The sequence below is a fragment of the Micromonospora sp. NPDC005174 genome, assembly GCF_040608495.1.
In the GTDB taxonomy this organism is placed as follows: Bacteria; Actinomycetota; Actinomycetes; order Mycobacteriales; family Micromonosporaceae; genus Micromonospora.
This window is the reverse complement of the sequence record NZ_JBEXIJ010000015.1, coordinates 1-17,069: the sequence shown is the minus strand read 5'-3', so window position 1 is coordinate 17,069 and position 17,069 is coordinate 1. Positions and strand designations below refer to the sequence as shown.

13 protein-coding genes are annotated in these 17,069 nt (G+C 71.1%); 3 read left to right on the top strand and 10 right to left on the bottom strand.

The features are described 5' to 3' along the window. Positions 1-3: 3 nt before the first annotated feature. From ABZU91_RS17785 to ABZU91_RS17770, 4 genes are read right to left on the bottom strand one after another with little or no spacing between them, the layout of a single operon-like run. Positions 4-636, bottom strand: coding sequence for a response regulator transcription factor (locus ABZU91_RS17785; RefSeq protein WP_355241148.1), 633 nt, complete (start codon positions 634-636; stop codon positions 4-6). After that, positions 633-1,763, bottom strand: a complete 1,131-nt coding sequence (locus tag ABZU91_RS17780) for a histidine kinase (protein WP_355241145.1) — start codon at positions 1,761-1,763, stop codon at positions 633-635. The genes ABZU91_RS17785 and ABZU91_RS17780 overlap by 4 nt, the downstream gene beginning before the upstream one ends. A gap of 26 nt (positions 1,764-1,789) precedes the next feature. Further along, entirely contained in the window at positions 1,790-2,605 is an 816-nt protein-coding gene (locus ABZU91_RS17775; RefSeq protein WP_355241142.1) for an ABC transporter permease, read from the bottom strand. A 1-nt stretch (position 2,606) separates the two neighbouring features. Continuing rightward, on the bottom strand, positions 2,607-3,506 hold the full coding sequence (locus ABZU91_RS17770) for an ABC transporter ATP-binding protein (protein WP_355241140.1): 900 nt from the start codon (positions 3,504-3,506) through the stop codon (positions 2,607-2,609). 276 nt (positions 3,507-3,782) lie between these two features. On the opposite strand from ABZU91_RS17770, the gene ABZU91_RS17765 reads away from it, so the two are divergent. Next, positions 3,783-4,637 (top strand): alpha/beta fold hydrolase, encoded by an 855-nt coding sequence (locus ABZU91_RS17765; protein WP_355241137.1) that lies wholly within the window; start codon positions 3,783-3,785, stop codon positions 4,635-4,637. Between the two features lie 45 nt (positions 4,638-4,682). Here ABZU91_RS17765 and ABZU91_RS17760 read toward each other — a convergent pair whose 3' ends face one another. The 6 genes from ABZU91_RS17760 to ABZU91_RS17735 all read right to left on the bottom strand — a co-directional run bounded on the left by ABZU91_RS17760 (position 4,683) and on the right by ABZU91_RS17735 (position 15,370). Further along, positions 4,683-6,782, bottom strand: a complete 2,100-nt coding sequence (locus ABZU91_RS17760) for a DEAD/DEAH box helicase (protein WP_355241135.1) — start codon at positions 6,780-6,782, stop codon at positions 4,683-4,685. A 1-nt stretch (position 6,783) separates the two neighbouring features. After that, positions 6,784-8,088, bottom strand: coding sequence for a BREX system ATP-binding protein BrxD (brxD, locus tag ABZU91_RS17755; RefSeq protein WP_355241132.1), 1,305 nt, complete (start codon positions 8,086-8,088; stop codon positions 6,784-6,786). Continuing rightward, positions 8,085-10,799, bottom strand: a complete 2,715-nt coding sequence (gene pglZ, locus ABZU91_RS17750; RefSeq protein WP_355241129.1) for a BREX-2 system phosphatase PglZ — start codon at positions 10,797-10,799, stop codon at positions 8,085-8,087. The genes brxD and pglZ overlap by 4 nt, the downstream gene beginning before the upstream one ends. A gap of 79 nt (positions 10,800-10,878) precedes the next feature. Further along, complete coding sequence (locus ABZU91_RS17745) at positions 10,879-14,682, bottom strand: phage resistance protein (RefSeq protein ID WP_355241127.1); 3,804 nt, start codon at positions 14,680-14,682, stop codon at positions 10,879-10,881. A 122-nt stretch (positions 14,683-14,804) separates the two neighbouring features. Then, the gene (locus ABZU91_RS17740; protein WP_355008779.1) at positions 14,805-15,059 is read right to left on the bottom strand and encodes a hypothetical protein; all 255 of its coding nucleotides are present in this window, start codon (positions 15,057-15,059) and stop codon (positions 14,805-14,807) included. After that, positions 15,056-15,370, bottom strand: a complete 315-nt coding sequence (locus tag ABZU91_RS17735) for a DivIVA domain-containing protein (protein ID WP_355241124.1) — start codon at positions 15,368-15,370, stop codon at positions 15,056-15,058. Before ABZU91_RS17735 ends, ABZU91_RS17740 begins: the two co-directional genes overlap by 4 nt. Before the next feature lie 364 nt (positions 15,371-15,734). Between ABZU91_RS17735 and ABZU91_RS17730 the strand changes: the two genes are divergently transcribed. Continuing rightward, on the top strand, positions 15,735-16,613 hold the full coding sequence (locus tag ABZU91_RS17730; RefSeq protein WP_355241539.1) for a helix-turn-helix transcriptional regulator: 879 nt from the start codon (positions 15,735-15,737) through the stop codon (positions 16,611-16,613). Further along, a complete protein-coding gene (locus ABZU91_RS17725) occupies positions 16,606-16,806 on the top strand; it encodes a DUF397 domain-containing protein (RefSeq protein ID WP_355241121.1) in 201 nt (66 codons plus the stop codon). Before ABZU91_RS17730 ends, ABZU91_RS17725 begins: the two co-directional genes overlap by 8 nt. Positions 16,807-17,069: the final 263 nt, after the last annotated feature.

The window sequence follows — 17,069 nt, the reverse complement described above, 5'->3', positions numbered from 1 at the left end:
GGTTCAGTCGCCGAGCAGCCACCCGTTCTGCTCGGCGATGCGGACGGCCGCGGCCCGGTTGCGGGCGCCGGTCTTGCCGATCGCCGCGGACAGGTGGTTACGCACGGTCCCCTCGGACAGGTGCAGCGCCCTCGCCAGCTCGGCGACCGTGCCGCCACCCCGCGCCGCACGCAGCACCTCGGTCTCCCGCTCGGTCAGCGGGCTCGCCCCGGTCGCCAGGGTCTCCGCAGCCAGCGTCGGGTCGACCACCCGCAGGCCGGCATGCACCCGACGGACGGCGTCGGCGAGCTGCCGGGCCGGGGTGTCCTTGACCACGAAGCCGTTCGCACCGGCCTCCATCGCGCGACGCAGATAACCGGGCCGACCGAACGTGGTCACCACCAGCACCCGGCACGCCGGCAGGGCGGCCCGCAGCGCGGCGGTGGCGGCGATCCCGTCCAGGCCGGGCATCTCGACGTCCAGCAGGGCCACGTCGGGCGTGTGCCGCAGGGCCTCGGGCACCACCTCGTCGCCCCGGCCCACCTCGGCCACCACGGTCAGGTCCGGCTCCAGCGACAGCAGCGCGGCCAGCGCGCCACGCACCAGCGCCTGGTCGTCGGCGAGCAGCAACCGGATCGGCGTGGCGGAGCCGCTCACCGGACCTCCGCCGGAGCGTGCACCCGCAGCAGGAAACCGGTGCCGCCCCGCCGCCGACCCACGCTCACCACGGCATCCAACCGGCGGGCCCGCTCACGCAGACCGACCAGCCCGTATCCGGCGGATTCGGGAGTGGACGGCCCCCGACCGTCGTCGTCGACCTCGACCCCGTCCGGGTGCACCCGGATGGTGCAGCACCGTGCCCCGCTGTGTCGGACCACATTGGTCACCCCTTCACGCACCGTCCAGCCGAACAGCCGGTCCCACTCGGGCGGCAGCTCCGGCGTCTCGGCCGGCACCTCCGCCGCGATGCCCGCCGCGGCGAGCGCGGACCGGGCGCCGGCCAGCTCACCGGCGAGGGTGACCTCCCGGTACGCCCCGACGGTCTGCCGCACGTCCGCCAACGCCGCCCGCGCCAACTGCTCCACCTCGGCGATCTCGTGGGCGGCCCGGCCGGGGTCGACCTCGATGAGCCGTCCGGCCAGTTCGGCCTTGATCGCCACCACGGTCAGCGAGTGCCCCAGGATGTCGTGCAGGTCGCGTGCCGCCCGGGCCCGCTCCTCGGCGACCGCGAGCCGGCCGATCTCCTGCTGGGCGGCCTGAAGCTCGCTGTTGCGCTGGGCCAGCCTCGACACACCGAACATGGCGAACGAGGCGAGCAGCACCGCGAAGACGATGCCGTTCTCCGACTCCCAGCCCGGCACCAGCCACGACGCCAACGCCGGCGTCACGGCGCAGAGCGCCACGGTGGCCGCCGCCTCCCACGCCGGCAGCAGGAACACCCCGGCCGCGGCCACGTAGACCAGGGTCGCCAGCCAGTCTCCGTCAGTGCCCGGGATGCTGGCCAGGCCCGCCGCGAGCAGCAGCAGCAGGCCCACCCGCGCGCGCCCCGCCGGGATCGGCAGCAGCAGCTGGCGCAGCTGACGGGCCCACTGGAACAGCAGCACGTAGCCCAGGCCGAAGACGACCAACGCGGCCACTCCGACGACCCGCCGCCACAACTCCGGCTGGTGCAACGCGGTGGAGATCGGCACGTTGAGGAAGAACAGCCACACGGCGGCCAGCAGCCAGCCGATGTACCGCCAGTGGCGGTGCATCGGCCGGGGCTGCCCCGTCGGAAGGTCCATCGGGTTCACGCTAGCGGTCGGACCGGTCAGACCCGCGCGGTGTCCCGGCGGAACAGCCGGGTCGCGCCGACACCGAAGGCCACGGTCCACAGGACCATGTTGGCCACACCGGCCATGCTCACGCCGGCGCCGGTCAGCGGAGCGCGGGCCAGCTCACCCATGCCGTACACCGGGGTGAACTTCGCGACCTGCTGGAGCACGTGCGGCAGCACCTCCACCGGTACGAACAGCCCGCCGAACATGGCGAGCACGGCCAGGATCGGCCCGATGAACTGCATGACGTTCTCGGCCGGCACCAGGTAGCCGATGAACAGGCCGAACGCGGCGAAGACCAGCGAGCCGATCCACGCGGCCAGCCCGGCCAGCAGCCAGACGTCCAGCGGAAGGCGGACGCCGGCCGCCGCGCCCACCACGAACTCGATGACGACCGCGATCAGGCCGAGGGTCATCGCGGTGGCCACCTTCGTCGCCACGTACGCGGTCGGCCGCAGCGGGGTGAGCCGTAGCTGGCGGCTCCAACCCAACGCCCGCTCGGTGGCGACCGCGCCGCCCGCGCTTGTCGTCGCCACCATCGCCGCGTACACGGCGAGGCTGATCATGACGTACGCCGTCACGGGTCGGCCGTTGTCCAGGGTCTGCCCCCGCTGTGGCAGGCCGAAGATGAGGAAGAAGACGCCGGGCATGATCAGCGTGAAGGCGAGGGTACGACGGTTGCGCAGCACCCGGCGCAGCTCGATGCCGAGGACGGCCGGGGCGAAACCACCGAGGGCGGGCAGCCGGCGGTCGGGCGGAGCGGGGCGGTCGGCGCGGGTGGCGGCGGGGGTGGCCGGCAGGGTGGACATCTCAGGCTCCGATGCGCTCGGTGGTCAGGGCGAGGAAGGCGTCCTCGAGGTTGCGGGAGGTGATCTCCACGTCCCGGGCAGCGGTCCGGGTGAGCAGGTGACGGGCGATCGCGTCGGAGTCGCCGGTACGCACCAGCACGCTGTCGCCGCGCACCTCCACGGCGTCCACGCCGGGTAGCGCGGCGAGCGCGGCCTGGTCCGCGCCGGGCAGGGTGGCCCGCACGGTACGACCGGCGGCCAGGTTCTTGATCTCCGCGGTGGTGCCGTCGGCGACGATCCGTCCCTGCCGGACCAGCACGATCCGGTCGGCGTACGCGTCCGCCTCGTCGAGGTAGTGGGTGGCGAAGATGACGGTCCTGCCGTCGCGGGCGTCGCGGCGCAGGGCCTGCCAGAAGTCCCGGCGGCCCTCGACGTCCATCCCCGTGGTCGGCTCGTCGAGGACCATCAGGTCCGGGTCCGGCAGCAGCGCCAACGCGAAGCGCAGCCGCTGCTGCTGACCGCCGGAGCACCGCCCGACGACCCGGTCGGCGATGTCGGCGATCCCGGCGCGCTCCAGCACCTCGGCGGCCGGGCGGGTGTGCCGGTAGAAGTGCGCGGTCATCCGTACCGTCTCGCCCACGGTGAGGTCCTTGAGCAGGCCGCCGGTCTGGAGTACGGCGGCGACCCTCCCCCGGGCCACCGCGTCGTCGGCGGTTCCGCCGAGAACGCGCACCGTGCCCGCGTCCGGGCGGGCCAGGCCGAGCAGCATGTCGATGGTGGTGGTCTTGCCCGCCCCGTTGGGGCCGAGGAACGCCACCACCTCGCCGGGCTGCACCCGCAGGCTCAGCCCGTCGACCGCGGTGACCGTACCGAAGGTCTTGGTGAGGCCGTTCAGCTCGACGGCCGGATCCGTACTCGTCATGCCATAAATGCTGGGGTGTCGCGGACCTGGACTCCCGGAGCGGCCGTCACGTTCCGGCCGTGACATTTGTCAGGGGCCGGACGGCACGGCTCAGAGCCCGGCGGGCACGCAGCGTGACGCGCCGGCGAGCGCGGACCGCGACGAGCATGATGCCTGTGAGTCATCAAGATGCCCCTGAGTCATCACGCTCACCGCCACATCCGCCCCCGAGGCAGGCATTCCGGGGGCGGCAGCGGGTAAGCGCGCCGCCGGACGCCGCGACACCGGGAGGACGCGATGGGTGCCACACCGCAGGGCCAGGTCGACACGGTCGTGCTGATCCACGGGCTCTGGATGACCCCGCGCAGCTGGGACGGGTGGGCCGACCGCTTCACCGAGCGCGGGATGCACGTGATCGCGCCAGCCTGGCCCGGCATGGACCGGTCCGTGGAGCAGTTGCGCGACGATCCGAGCCCGATCGCCGAGCAGAGCATGGCCACGATCGTCGCCCACTACGACCGGATCATCCGGGCGCTCCCACGACCACCGATCATCATGGGTCACTCATTCGGTGGGTTGTTCGCCCAGGTCCTCGCCGACCGGGGGCTCGGCGCGGCGGTGGTGGGGGTGCACCCGGCGGCGATCAAGGGAGTACTCAAGGTGCCGCTGAGCCAGTTGCGCTCCGGCTTCCCGATCCTGCGCAACCCCGCCAACCGTGGCAAGGCCGTCCCGTTCACCCCGGACGACTTCGCCTACACCTTCGGCAACACGCTCAGCCGGGAGGAGTCCGACCGGGCCTGGCAGCGCTACGCCGTACCCGGCGCGGGACGGGTGTTCTTCGAGGGCGCGTTCGCCAACGTCGACCCGCGCTCACCCGCCCGCGTCGACACCGGGCGCGTCGACCGCGCGCCGCTGCTGCTGATGGCCGGCGGGCAGGACCACGTGGTGCCGGCGTCGGTGGTCCGCGCCAACGCGGGTCTCTACCAGAAGTCCCGGGCGCTCACCGCGTACGAGGAGTTCCCCGACCGGTCGCACTTCACGGTCGGGGCGCCCGGCTGGGAGGAGATCGCCGACTACGCGCTGGACTGGGCGGTGCGGGCGGCGGCGCTGCCCCGGGAGGCGACGATCGCCAGCGAGACCCCCCGCCGCTGACCCCGCCCATTGCCGACACTCACTGAGGAACCAGTGCAGCCACTGCTAGACGATGACGAACCGCACGGGCTCGTCCAGCACCACGGCAGCCCCGTCCAGGTCGGCCAGGCGCGCAGCCAGCGTGGCCGCGGCCAACCGCTTCGGCAGGGCCGCGCCGAACTTGAGACCGTCTACGGCCTTGTCGTTGACCTCTGGCAGGCACAGTCGGGTGGCGGCGTCCGCGGTGAGTGCCCGCCAGCTCGCAGGTGTGACGTCTTCCCGCAGTCGGATGCTGTTGCCGTCGAACCGCTCCACCGGATCGACGACTTCGCCCAGCGTGGCGGTCAACGTGGCGTTCGTCCGGAAACCCGCCCAGGTCCACCAGCGCAGGTCACCGCCGCTCTCGCGGACAATGACAGTGCCACCGGGATGCACCAGGTGCAGTTTCTCCTCGCGCTCCCGCGCCAGGCGAGTCACCGCACGACGGGTGAGGGTGACCGGAGGCTCCGCTCCCAGCAGCACCTCACGCATCGCCCAGGTGATCTCGTGACTGCGGTACGCCCACCCGGTGCCCGTCCAACGGGCACGTCCGCCGCCGTCGGCAGGTTCGACGAAACACCGCCGACGGCGCCAGTCGATGTAGGTAACGCGCCAACTCCGGCCGCTCAACAGCAGGCGGCGTTCGCCCCGGACCTCCTCGGTGAGCAGGCTGGGATCGATTCGACCCAGCTCGCTACGGCCCAGCAGGACGGTGAACTCGGGCGGCCCGGTGAATACGGCCGTCATCTCCATGAAGTGGCGACGGCCGAACCGCTCCTCGGCGGTGGGACCGATGAAGAGCATGCCCTCGTCCTGCTCCAGATAGCCGTGCTCGACGAGGTGTCGAACGATCGGTCGGGCGTTCTTCTCAAAGGGCGGCAGCTCATTCCATGCCTGGATCCAGGTCTCCGCACCTATCCGATGCTCCTGAAGGCAGAGCGCGAGCACCTGTTGGGCGACGATGTGCCGAGGTTCCGGCGGTGCGGTGACCGGCTCCACCCAACCTCGTGACCAGAGCAGGAGCAGCGCGGCCGCCTCCACGAGCGGCTGGCCACCGAGCGTCAGGAACAGGCAGTTCCGGCTGCTTCCCGGACGGCGACCGGTGCGCCCGAGCCGCTGCAGGAAGGACGCCACGGTGGCTGGCGCGTCGATCTGGATCACGCGGTCCAGGTCGCCAACGTCGATGCCGAGTTCGAGTGTGCTGGTGGAAACGATGACGCAGTCTCGTGACTCACCAAACGCCTGTTCCGCGCGGCGCCGCTCGTCCACGGACAGCGACGCATGCGACAGGAAGGTGGTAACGCCCTGCTCCCGTAGCAGTTGTCCGAGCTCCTCGACTGTCTGCCGGGATTCGCAGAAGACCAGCCGCTTTTCGCCCGGATGCAGGGCGGCGATCACGGCCGCGGCGTTGGTGAGCGAGCCGACATAGTCCAGCTCGATCTCGCCCGCTGGTACGCCACCCGCGATATGGACCGCCTCGGGTGCGACGACCTGGGCCGGCCGGCTACCCGCGCCGGAGCCCTGGAGCCAGGTGAGCAGATGGTCGGGGTTCCCGACGGTGGCGGATAGGCCGATCCGCTGCAGCGGCCGACCAGCCACCCGGGTCAACCGTTCCAAGACGGCAAGCAGGTGCCAACCTCGGTCATCTCCCGCAAAGGCGTGCACCTCATCAACGACCACCGCTTGCAGACCGGCGAAGAACTGGCGGTGGTCGACGTTGGCGCTGACCAGCATGGCTTCCAGTGACTCAGGTGTGGTCAGCAGGATGTCCGGCCGCTCGAAGAGCACGGCCCGCCGCCGCGAGGCGCCGATGTCCCCGTGCCAGAGGGCCACCCGCCGCCCGAGCCAACCGGCGTACTGCTCCAGCCGAGGCTCCAGGTTGTTGAGCAGCGCCTTCAGCGGGGCGAGGTAAAGCACTGACGTACCGGTCCAGTGGTGCGCGGCCATCCGGGACAGCAGCGGGAACAGCGCGGCCTCCGTCTTGCCGCCCGCCGTCGGGGCGAGCAGGAGGGCATCCAGACCGCCCTGCACCGGGGCGATCGCAGCGCGCTGCAATGGACGCAGGTCTCGCCAACCCAGGGTGTTGACCACGTGGTGCACCACGACCGGGTCGAGGTCTGGCAACACGTCAGAGCGTCAGTTCGATGTCGTCGGCGCGAGCGGCGGCGTTGCGTTCGACCTCGGTCAGTTCGTCGGCCCGCAGGGTGAGTGCGTAGTGTCGCCGCGGCTCCCAGTCGGCGAACTGGTCCACCCGGTCAAAGACGTCCGCCACGAGCTTCTTGAGGTAGACGCGGGGTGCCACCCCGACCTGACCGCCGAGCGCGCCGGTGACGGCACGGGCCAGTGTGGCGAGGTAGTCGTCATCCACCCGAGCGTCGACCTGTGCGCTGCCGTAGATGTCTCGGACCCGGCTGCCGAGTTCCACCAGGGCGTCGACAGTGAACCCGGATAGCCGCAGTTGGGTGGCGCGGGGGTTGTCCCAACGCGGGTCGGGGCCGAGGTCGGTGGCGAGACGTTGCGCGAGCGGCGCGAGCCGCTGGACGCCCTGGGGGCCGTCGAAGAACGCGGGCGTCCCGGTGATCACGAGCATGAGTCCCGGAAACCGGTCCGCGTGAACCTCGTCGATGAGCTGCCGGAGAGCGTTCAGTGCCGTGTCCCGCGCGTCGGAGCGCACCCGTTGCAGCGTCTCGACCTCGTCCAGCACCAGTAGCAGCCCCTGGTGGCCGCTGTCGCGCAGGACGGTGAGCAGCCCCTGGAGGAAGCTCAGCGCGCCGTAGTGGTCGAGGTCGCCCTTCACTCCGGCCGTCCGCCGGGCGGATGCCGCGACGTGTGGCTGACCGCCGAGCCAGGCTGCCAGTCCGTCGGCGGTGAGGTGGTCACCGCTGGCGCTGGCGGCTCGGTAACCGCGCAGAGCTGCGGCGAAGCCCGGCGTGCTCCGGGAGATGTCGCCCAGCCGGCGCTCCAGCAAGTCATCGACGGCCCGATCGAGCCCTGGCGCATCGTCCTCGGCGACCGTACCCCCGGCGAGCACGTCCTCCTCCAACGCGAAGATCCAACCGTCGAGTACGGGTCGGAACGCGCTCGGGGCGAACTGCTCCGTGCTGAGGTGCTCCACCAACCGCCGGTAGACGGTCTCCATCCGATGCAGGGGTGTTTCCAGCTCGGAGATCTGCACCTCCGCAGCGGCGAAGCCGCGGCGCTTGGCGCGTTCGGCCAGCCAGCGCGTAAAGAAGGTCTTGCCGGCGCCGTACTCGCCCCGGACGGCCTTGAAGACGCTGCCGCCGCCGGCGACCCGTTCGAGGTCGTCGTCAAGAGCGGCGGTGAACCTGTCGAGCCCCACCGCGAGCGCGTCGAGTCCATTGCTCGGGACGACACCCCGGCGCAGCGCGTCGATGATGTCCCGGCGCCGTCGAGCCGAGATCTCTCCGGTCACCGCTGCTCCAGCCCGAACTGCTCAATCAGCAATTTCCGGTCGAGGTGGACGGTGCGACCGTCCGCGTCGACGGTGATCACAGGATAGCCCTCGACCTGAAGGAGCCGACGCAACACGGTGACGGTGCCGTTGATCCTGTGTGCAGGTACGCCGGACCGGGCGGCGAGGGTGTCGAGGGTTGCCCGGTCACCGCCAGCGATCAGCGTGTTCAGCAGAGCGGCGACCCGTTCGTCGGCCAGAGGGAGTCGGGGGTCGCGCCGTTGGGCATAGCGCTCGCTGGAGAGCAGGGCCGTCACCAGGTCGGGCGGGGTGGGTACGGGCTGCGGTGCGGCGGCCGGCGCGACGACGGCCGGCGCCAGGTCGAAGAGACCGTCGGTCTGCTGCTCAACGGATTTGCGCGGGCGACGCCGGGTTGCCGGCGCCGGGTCGGCCGGCGGGGGCGTGCTCTCCGTCAGCGGTTCGCGCCACCAGTCGGGGCTGGCCACCGGCGCACCGGCCCAGCCGGGCACGGCGAGGTCGTCACCAGCGGTCAGGACGAGCAGTGGGATGACGGCTTCCGCCGGCGCCGCACCGCCGTGGTAGCCCGCCTTGCGCGGCCCGTACCGCACCTCTTCCCGCCAGGGCAGGACGACGGATCCGCCGCCGAGCGCCACCCGGCTGCCGGCGACGGCTACCTCGGCGTCGCCGGGGGGTTCGGTAGGTGGTCGCCACCGGTTCTCACTGCTGGCGCTGGGCAGGGTGACCGACTCGGGGCCTCGGTCGACGACGTGGCCGTGGTCGGAGACGATGACGACCACCCGATCTGGCTCGCCCGCGGAGGTCAGCAGGTCGCCGACGGCGGTGATGGTGTCGTCGCCCCAGACGGTGGTACCCGGGTCGCTGCGGTCCAGCGCGTCGTCGATCGTGTTGACGACGGCGGCGACCAGGCGGATCGACTTGTCGTCGAGGGCGGCGAGCACGTCCGGGTCGAGGGCTGCTCCGGCTCCGGCCCGCAAGGCTGACTTGTGCAGCAGCCTCCCGGTGGGAAAGCGGTCCTTGAATGCCTTGCGCTCGGCCTGCTGGCCCCCGGCCGTAATCCGCCCGCTGAGCAGGCTGCATCGACTGGCCTCGGTGACGCTCGGCAGCGCTGCCAGCGCACCCGTGCGCGGGCCGCCATCGGGGGTGAGTTCCACCCAGGCGCCGCTCCGGGTGACGGACTCGGCTAGCTCGGTCGCAGCGGCGACGCCCATGCCGTCCATGACGAGCAGCAGCACCCGGCGACCGGTGTCGAGGATTGGCTGGACCACCCGGTCTAGCACGTCTTCGACGCGCAGTAGCGCACCGGGCTCCGCCTCGGCGCTGGTGGCGGCGGCGAGCAGCGTGGCGAACTGCTGGTCGTGCCGAGAGCGGCGGGCTTCGACAGCCCGGTGCAGCAGTCGGTACGCCTCGGCGACCTGTTGGTCGGGATCTCCGGCGAAGACGTCAAGCCGGGCTCTATCGACCCAGCCGTCCTGCCGGACCTGCCGGTGCAGTGCGTCGAGCAGGGTGGCCGGTGGCGGGCCGTCGGTGGTGTGCAGCCAGCGCAGCAGGCGGACGGCCATCCGGGCGGTCTCGACCCGGCGCGGCTCGGCGGCCCGGTGCGCCTCCACGGTGGCGAGGGCCGACTGTGCCCGCGCCACCGCGGCCGGGTGGGCCGACCCACCGGCCGGCACGGCGTGTCGTACGGCGTCGGCGAAGGCCCGCAGCCGCTGAACGAATCCGCTGGGCAAGACGGTCGAGGCACCGAGCATGGCCGTGATGCCGACCTCGGCGGCGATCGCCTCGGCCCGGCGCAGCATCCGCATAGCCTCGTCCCGGCCGTTGTCACCCGACTCCACGGTCCGGTAAACCCACGACTCGGCCGCCTGGTGCAGCGATTCGGCCTGCTGCGGGCTGAGCCGGAGCCCACCGAATCGAGGCTCCAGTCGGGTACGACCGACGGCGGCCTCCACCTGGACGGCGCCACCGCTGCCGACGCTCCAGAGCAGCCCGGCCAGCAGCCCCAGCGGGATGACGTCGACGCCGTGTCCGGCGCGTACGGCGGCCATCATCGGGACGGCGGCATGGCCGGCGGTCCCGGTCAGGTACGCGGTGATGCCGTCGGCGACGACGTCCGGCAGCTGGGTGAAACCCAGTTGCCGCCGGGCGTCGGTGCTCCACTGCACCAAGCCGCTGTCGTCGAGTTCGGCAGGTGGCAGGTCGAGCAGTTCGGAGGTGAGGCTGCGCAGCGCGTGGTCGCGGGTGAGGATCGCGCCGGGCGGGGCGGGCCAACCGTCGGCCGGGGCATGATCGGTGAGGGCGTTGGCGACCCAGCGCCCGACCCGGACCAGGGTCGGGTCGAGAGCGGCCACCCCACCGAACATCTGCCGGACCAGATCCCACGGATCGATCTTGCGGACGGTCTGCTTGCTGAGGTGGGCGAGGACCCCGTCGCCCAGTTCGGCGTCGGTCAGCTCGGTCAACAGGACCAGCCGTTCGCCGTCGGCCCGGTCGTGCAGGGCGGCACGGGCGGCCAGCGGAGTGGGACACGGGACGACCCGGACCTGACAGCCGTTGATGCTGAGCACCGTTTCGGCCGGCCCGTCGGGGCGGGCCGTCAGCGCGATGGCGTCCGCCGAATCGTCCTCGGCCAGCCACGCCTCGACCTTGCGGCGGATCGCGTCGGGCGGGGCCACACCGACCGGCACGCTCACGATGCCACCTCATTACGACCGGCCGCGGATCCCGCCGCGCCGGCTCGCCGGTGTGCGACGCGGCCGACCGCCGAGCCGGTCACTGGATCTCCCAGGTGACCACGACCCGCCGCCCGGCGGTGACCTCGGCCGCGATCTCGGCCGCGACCTTCTCCCAGGTGGCCGCATCGGCGACCTGGCGACGCTGTTGGGCGACCGCGACCGGCCCAGCCCCACTGGTCCCCTCGATCTCAGCCACACGGTCCGGTCCTCCACCGCCACCATTCGCGGGCACCTCGGCAGGGCCGGACTCGCGGGGCGGCTGCTGCCCCGGCACCGTGACGGTGGGGATCGTGTCCCCGCCGTTCGGCGTGGTGTCGTGGGGGGTGACGATGCGGTCTTGCGGCGGGTTGGTGGCGAGCAGCGCCGCCGACGCGTCGACTGCCGTCTGAAGGGCATCCACCAGATCCTGCCCGTGCTGCTGGTGTCGGGCGACCTCGCGGAGCTGCCCGATGATTGCCTGCGCCTGCTCGTCGTGGGCGGCCCGAGCCGAGATCGCCTGGAGCAGGGACCACTGGTGGCCTCGGGCCATGGCGGCGAGGATGGTTCCCGCCTGGCTGATCAGCTCACCGACGGCCTGGTCGTCGACGTCGCCCAGGTCGGCACGGGCAACCGTTTCGACCAGCACCACGTCATCGCGCTCGGTGGCCAGGTCGGTGACGAGTCGGGCGGCGCGGCGTGCGGTGGCGAGCCGGCCCGTCGGGGCCGAGGTGTCCAGGCCCAGCACGTCGGCGTGGGCTTCGAGCGCCTGGACGAGGTCGCCCGCCGCTTTCGTGCGCGTACTCGCCGCCGTGCGCAGCGTTCCGGCGAGTTCACCGAGGTTGGCCGGCGTCCGCCAGACGGGCAGCACGCCGCCGAAGATCGCCGAGCCCCGGCGGACCGCATCTGCCCAGGCATGCTCGTCGGGCATCGGTGGGTGGCGCAGCTCCAGCTCGTCGCGCACGAGGGCGAGGTTGCCCACGTCGACCTTGCCGCCGTGCTGGTACCAGGCGAGCTGCTGCTCCAGCCCGAAGACGACGATCATCAGGTTTTGCAGCTCCCGGTCGAAGCCGAACGCGGCGGGCTCGTCGATGAGCCGGCGCAGCACGTGCACCGGGAAGTGGTCGGTGTAGCCCTCGTTGGCGGCGGCCTGAAGCAGGTGTTGGCTCCACCGGCAGGTGCTCGTGTTGAGCACGTAGCGGCCTTCGATCAGCTCGCCGAGGCGCAGGTTGTTGCAGACGCGCCGGAGGATGCGCTGGTCGACCGGATTGGGCACGCTGACACCGCGGGCGGGGTCGGCGGCGGCCAGCCGGGCGTACTCCAGGATCTTGGTCATTTCGCTACGGGTGACGGGCTTCTCGTCGTCCGGCATGGCCGGGCGGCCCGGGTAGGACCAGGCGAGGAGTTCTCCGGTGAGGTTGTGGAAGGCCTCGGTGAGAGTGCCACCCCGCGGGTCGCCAATGTGCAGGCCCTCGGCGAGGGTGTGGAACACCCCGATGGTGTCGTCCTGCACGTCGGAGCCGCGCGACGTGGCCGACCCATACGCCTGCATCATGGCGCTGATCAGCGTGCCGCGCAGCTGGGTCTGGCGCTGCTGGAGGTAGACCCGGCCCTGCTGCCGGTCGGCGAGGGGCCAGTCGGCGGCCAGCGAGTTGAGCCGGTCGCCGGTGCCGTTGCCCAACAGGTAGTTGATCCTGGCAAGCTGGCCGACCTTGCCCATCAGCTCGTCGGTCAGGAAGTAGGGCAGCCAGAAGACCGTCCGGGAGCCCCGTTCCAGGCGCTCGATCCGGGCGCGGTCCGCGCTGCGCTCGTAGCCCTGGGGGTCGAACGGATAGTCGATGATGACGCGCCACGCCTCGCCGGTGGCGATAAGCGCGGAGACCGGCATGGTGTCGGGGTCGCGGACGTTGCCGAACTTGACCTGGACGGTGTGCTTCCGACCTCGCCAGTCCCGGGAGTGCAGCAGCTCACCGAGCTGCCCCTCGGCGCCGGCGATGCCCATCTCGGCGGTGACCAGTTCCCGGATGAGCTGCTGCCGGACGCCGGTGGTGGTGGCCTCGTCCTCGGGAACCAGGTCGAGCAGCTTGTCGTAGTCGACGGTGTGCAGCTTGAGGCTGACCACCGGGTCGGGGGTCTTGGTGAGGTGCAGCTCGCCGGCGCCGTCGGCGACCCGGTTGAGCCGGTTGAGCACGATCTGCCGCTCGTAACCGGGGATGGGCGAGGTGATCGAGCCGAAGTTCAGCGCGTGCAGCTTGGCGGCGGTGAGGTTGTGCAGGGCCGGCACCTCGGGGACCAGCGCGCCGAGCAGCACCGTCTTGACCAGCTTGTCGTCGAGCTGGAACTGCTGGTGCCCGGCCGCCTGCTCCTCGGTGATGCCGTTGAGGTTGAGCAGGATGGGGCGCAGCTTCTGGGTGTAGAGGGTGCGAGCGGCCTGGAAGAGCTGCTTGAGCTTGGGCCGGTCGGGCAGCTCGCCGTGCAGCACCAGGGGGTCGAAGAGGGCGGCCACCCCGATCAGGTCGTTTACTCGCAGGGTGTCCCGGCGGTCGACGAGCAGCTCGGTCATCACCTTCAACGCGGTGCGTTCCCGCTGCAACGCCTGGGAGAGGGCGACCAGGGTGGCGACCAGCGCGGGCGAGAACGGGTAGAGCTTGCGAAAGGCAGCGGCGTCGGAGCCGATGCCGGCGTCGCCGTACTGGGCGCCGAGCAGCAGGGCGTCCCAGACCTCCCGGTTGCCCTTCACGGCGGCGAAGGCGTTGTCGATGACCGCCCGGCCCTCGTCGGTGAGGGGCTTGAGCAGCCGCTTCTCGGTGATCTCGGGCAGGTTGGTGTCGGCGAGGACGATCTCACCGAAGCGGCCCTGGACGCTGCGCATGACGTGCGCGAGGGCTTCCCGCTCGGTGCCGCCGACCTGGGGGCCGAGGAAGTCCTCCAGGTTGCGCTGCCGGGCGACGAACGAGATCAGCGGCAGCGGCCGGGTGGCGTCGGCTGACTCGACGAGCTTGTTGAGCTTCGCGCCCTCAGTGTTGACGAAGGTGTGATCGCTGATCTTCGTGGAGAGCCAGAGGATCAGTTCGTCGAGGAAGAGCACCAGCGCGTCGTACCCGAGGGCCTTGGCGTGCCGGGTGATCACGGCGAGGCCGGTGTCCAGGTCGAGGTACTCCCCGCTGCGGACCGCACCGGTGAAGAACGTGCTGGTCAGCGCGCTGACCAGGCGGTCCCGCTGCTCGGTGCCGGGCGCCGCCGCGGCAGCGGTGGCGTAGCTCTGCGGGGTCCAGCCGTCGGCCTGGGCGCGCAGCGCCGCGAGTGAGAGGCCGCCGCCGGCCGCGGGTGCGCCGCCACCGTCGCGCAGCGCCGCGAAGAAGGCGTCGTCGCCCATCCGCTCGCGCAGCCGTGCGGCGTCGTCGAGCATCGCGTCCGATCGGTGTACGGCGGGGACGGGCGCCTCCGGGTGCAGCGCGGTGATCTGGTTGAGGTAGCCCTCCAGGACCGCCTGCTCGACCGAGCGCGCGTCGAGCATGTGAAAGGTGAGGGTGAGCAGCTTCCGGTCGCGCAGCCAGGGGTCGGCGGCGAGCACCGGCTCGGCCAGGCCACGCACCTCCCGCGCTGCCGGGTTGTGCTGAAGGATCTCCCGTAGCACCGCCATGAAGTGCGACTTGCCGGAGCCGAACGAACCGTGCAGGAACATCGCCTGGGAACGCCCGGTGGTGACGGCGTGGCCGATACGGCGCAGCGCGTCGGCGAAGTTGTCCCGGAGCTGGTCGGTGACCACGTAGCGGCGCAGGTCGGCGCCCTCGGCGGCGCGGACGACGAAGTCGCCGTCACCGACCGAGGTCGGAATCTCGATCACGTCCCGTAACAGGGTCATCGCCGCTCCTCGCACTTGCGCCCCGTGACGCCGGTGTCACCGGCAACCCGCCGATCCTAAGGTGTCATCGCCGCAGGTCCCAGCCGCCGGCCGGACGATCAAGGAGATCCGTTCGGCCGCGCTCACCGCCGCCGGAACCGCCGGGAACACCCGCCGTCGTGGTCGGGCCGGAGCAGGCAGCGCCGGCCGCCGGGCAGCAGCCGGTCGCAGAAGACCCAGTGGCGTACGTTTTGCGCGTCCTCGGCCGACACGGTGGTGCCGCCCGGGTCGGTCTGCGGCAGGACGTGCGTCCAGTGCGCGACCACCCGGGCGAGACGCTGGGCGGAGACCAGGTCGTTCACGACCACCGGCAGGTGGATGACCCAACGCTCGGTCACCGGTCGTACCCCCGCTCGTTGCGGGCGCGGGCCTGCTGGGATTGCCAGCGGCGCAGCGCGTCTTTGACCCGGTCGGTCTCCCGACGGCTCTGCGCCAGCGCGTTGTAGACAACGGCCAGGTCACCGGCGACCCGGTCGAGGAATTCCCGCACCTCCTGCGGATCGAGCCCGCGACGGCCGAGCGGGGTCGGCCGGAAACCCCGCTCGCGCACCTGCCAGGGCCGCAGCGGATGGTAGGCCGCCGAGCGGTAGCAGGTCGGCCCGCTGACCGACCGTTGGCGACTCCGGGCACGCCGGCAGAAGACGCGCATGACAGGACCTGCCTCTCACCGTCGAGATTGACCTGTGGATGGGCGGGCCCACCGGCCCGCCCCGCACCGGCGGACCCACCCCGGCACCTGCCACCGCAGCCTTCAATCAGCAGTACGACAGCAGGGCACACATAGCGGCTGAGCAGCAATATCTCCACAGTGGCCGCCTGGGCGGTCAAGCACCGCCTCGGGTCAGATGCAACGTCTAACAATCGCTGTCTTATGTGCTCGGATATTGATAGGACAGCGGAGTGTGACGTGTCTATTGTTTCTGATACATCGAGAGCGTCTAATTGGGCAAACGCGTGTCAACCGCGACCTGACCATGGAGGCAGGGGTGTCACAGGCCGTAACGGGATCGACCATGCTTCGGCGGCAGCTCGGCAGGAAGCTCGAAGCACTTCGCAAGGCCGCCGGCCTGACGATGGAGAAGGCCGCCGAGGAGCTGGACCGAGCGCGAGCGACCCTCTACCGGATCGAGAGCGGTGCCGAGAACGTCCGCTTCCGTGCGGCGGACGTCAAGGAGATGCTCAAGCTCTACGGCGCTTCGGACGACGACGTTGAGTTGGCCCTCGCGATGGCGGCGGCCACCCGCGAGAACAAGAACTGGTGGCACGACTACATCGGCTCCGGCCTGCCCCGCTGGTTCCAGCTCTACATAGGGCTCGAAGCCGCCGCCTCCGAAATCCGCAAGTACCAGCCCGAACTGGTCCCCGGCCTGTTCCAGACCCGCGCGTACGCTGAGCAGGTCTTCAACATGCCCGGTGGCTCGGTCGACGCCGGAGACAACGATGAGCGGCAGCGCGCAGTCCAACTCCGGATCGAACGACAGGCGCTGCTCACCCGGTTCTCGGCTCCGCAACTGAGCGTGATCCTCAACGAGGCGGTGTTGCGCCGGCCGGTCGGCAGCGCCACGATCATGGCGGAACAGCTACACCAGATCCTGAAGGCCGCCGAACTACCCAACGTAACCGTCCAGGTGCTGACTTTTTCTGCCGGACTGCACGCCGGGGCAATGGCCGGAGCCTTCTCGATCATGGAGTTCCCGCGGGACAGCAGCGGCAAGGAGGTGGAACCGCCGGTGGCCTACCTGGAGGCTGCGACCGGGGCGATCTACCTCGACAAGCCGCACGAGATCGCCGCCTACGATGCCATTTGGGCCGACATGGCGGGCCGCGCGCTCAACGAGCCCCAATCGAAGGATCTGATCCAGCAAGTCGCAGAGGAGTACTCCCGTGCCTGACCTGACCGGCGCTGTATGGCGCAAGTCGACCCGCAGCAACAACGGCGGTGACTGCGTCGAGGTCGCCGACAACATCCCCGGCGTCGTCGGGCTCCGCGACAGCAAGGACCCAACCGGCCCGGTGCTGACGTTCGACCCGAGCGTGTGGTCGACCTTCGTCGCCAACGTCAAGCGGGAGACGTTCGGCAACTGACGCCGACTTATTGAGGGGATGTCGCCTGTCGGCATCCTCTCGCCGTGTTTGCCCAGCCAGCGACGCCAACTGGGCCAGCAGACCGCCACGACACTGTTCACTTTGAGCGTGATGACTCTGAGAGCGCGTTTGGTTTGTGGGTTGGGCGGGTGTGTCGCACAGCCGGTCCGATCGATGAGGGTGATTCGGTCGGTAGACGGGTATGGATCGAGTGCGGCGGTACCCCTCTGACCTGACCGACGCCGAGTGGGAGATCATCGAGC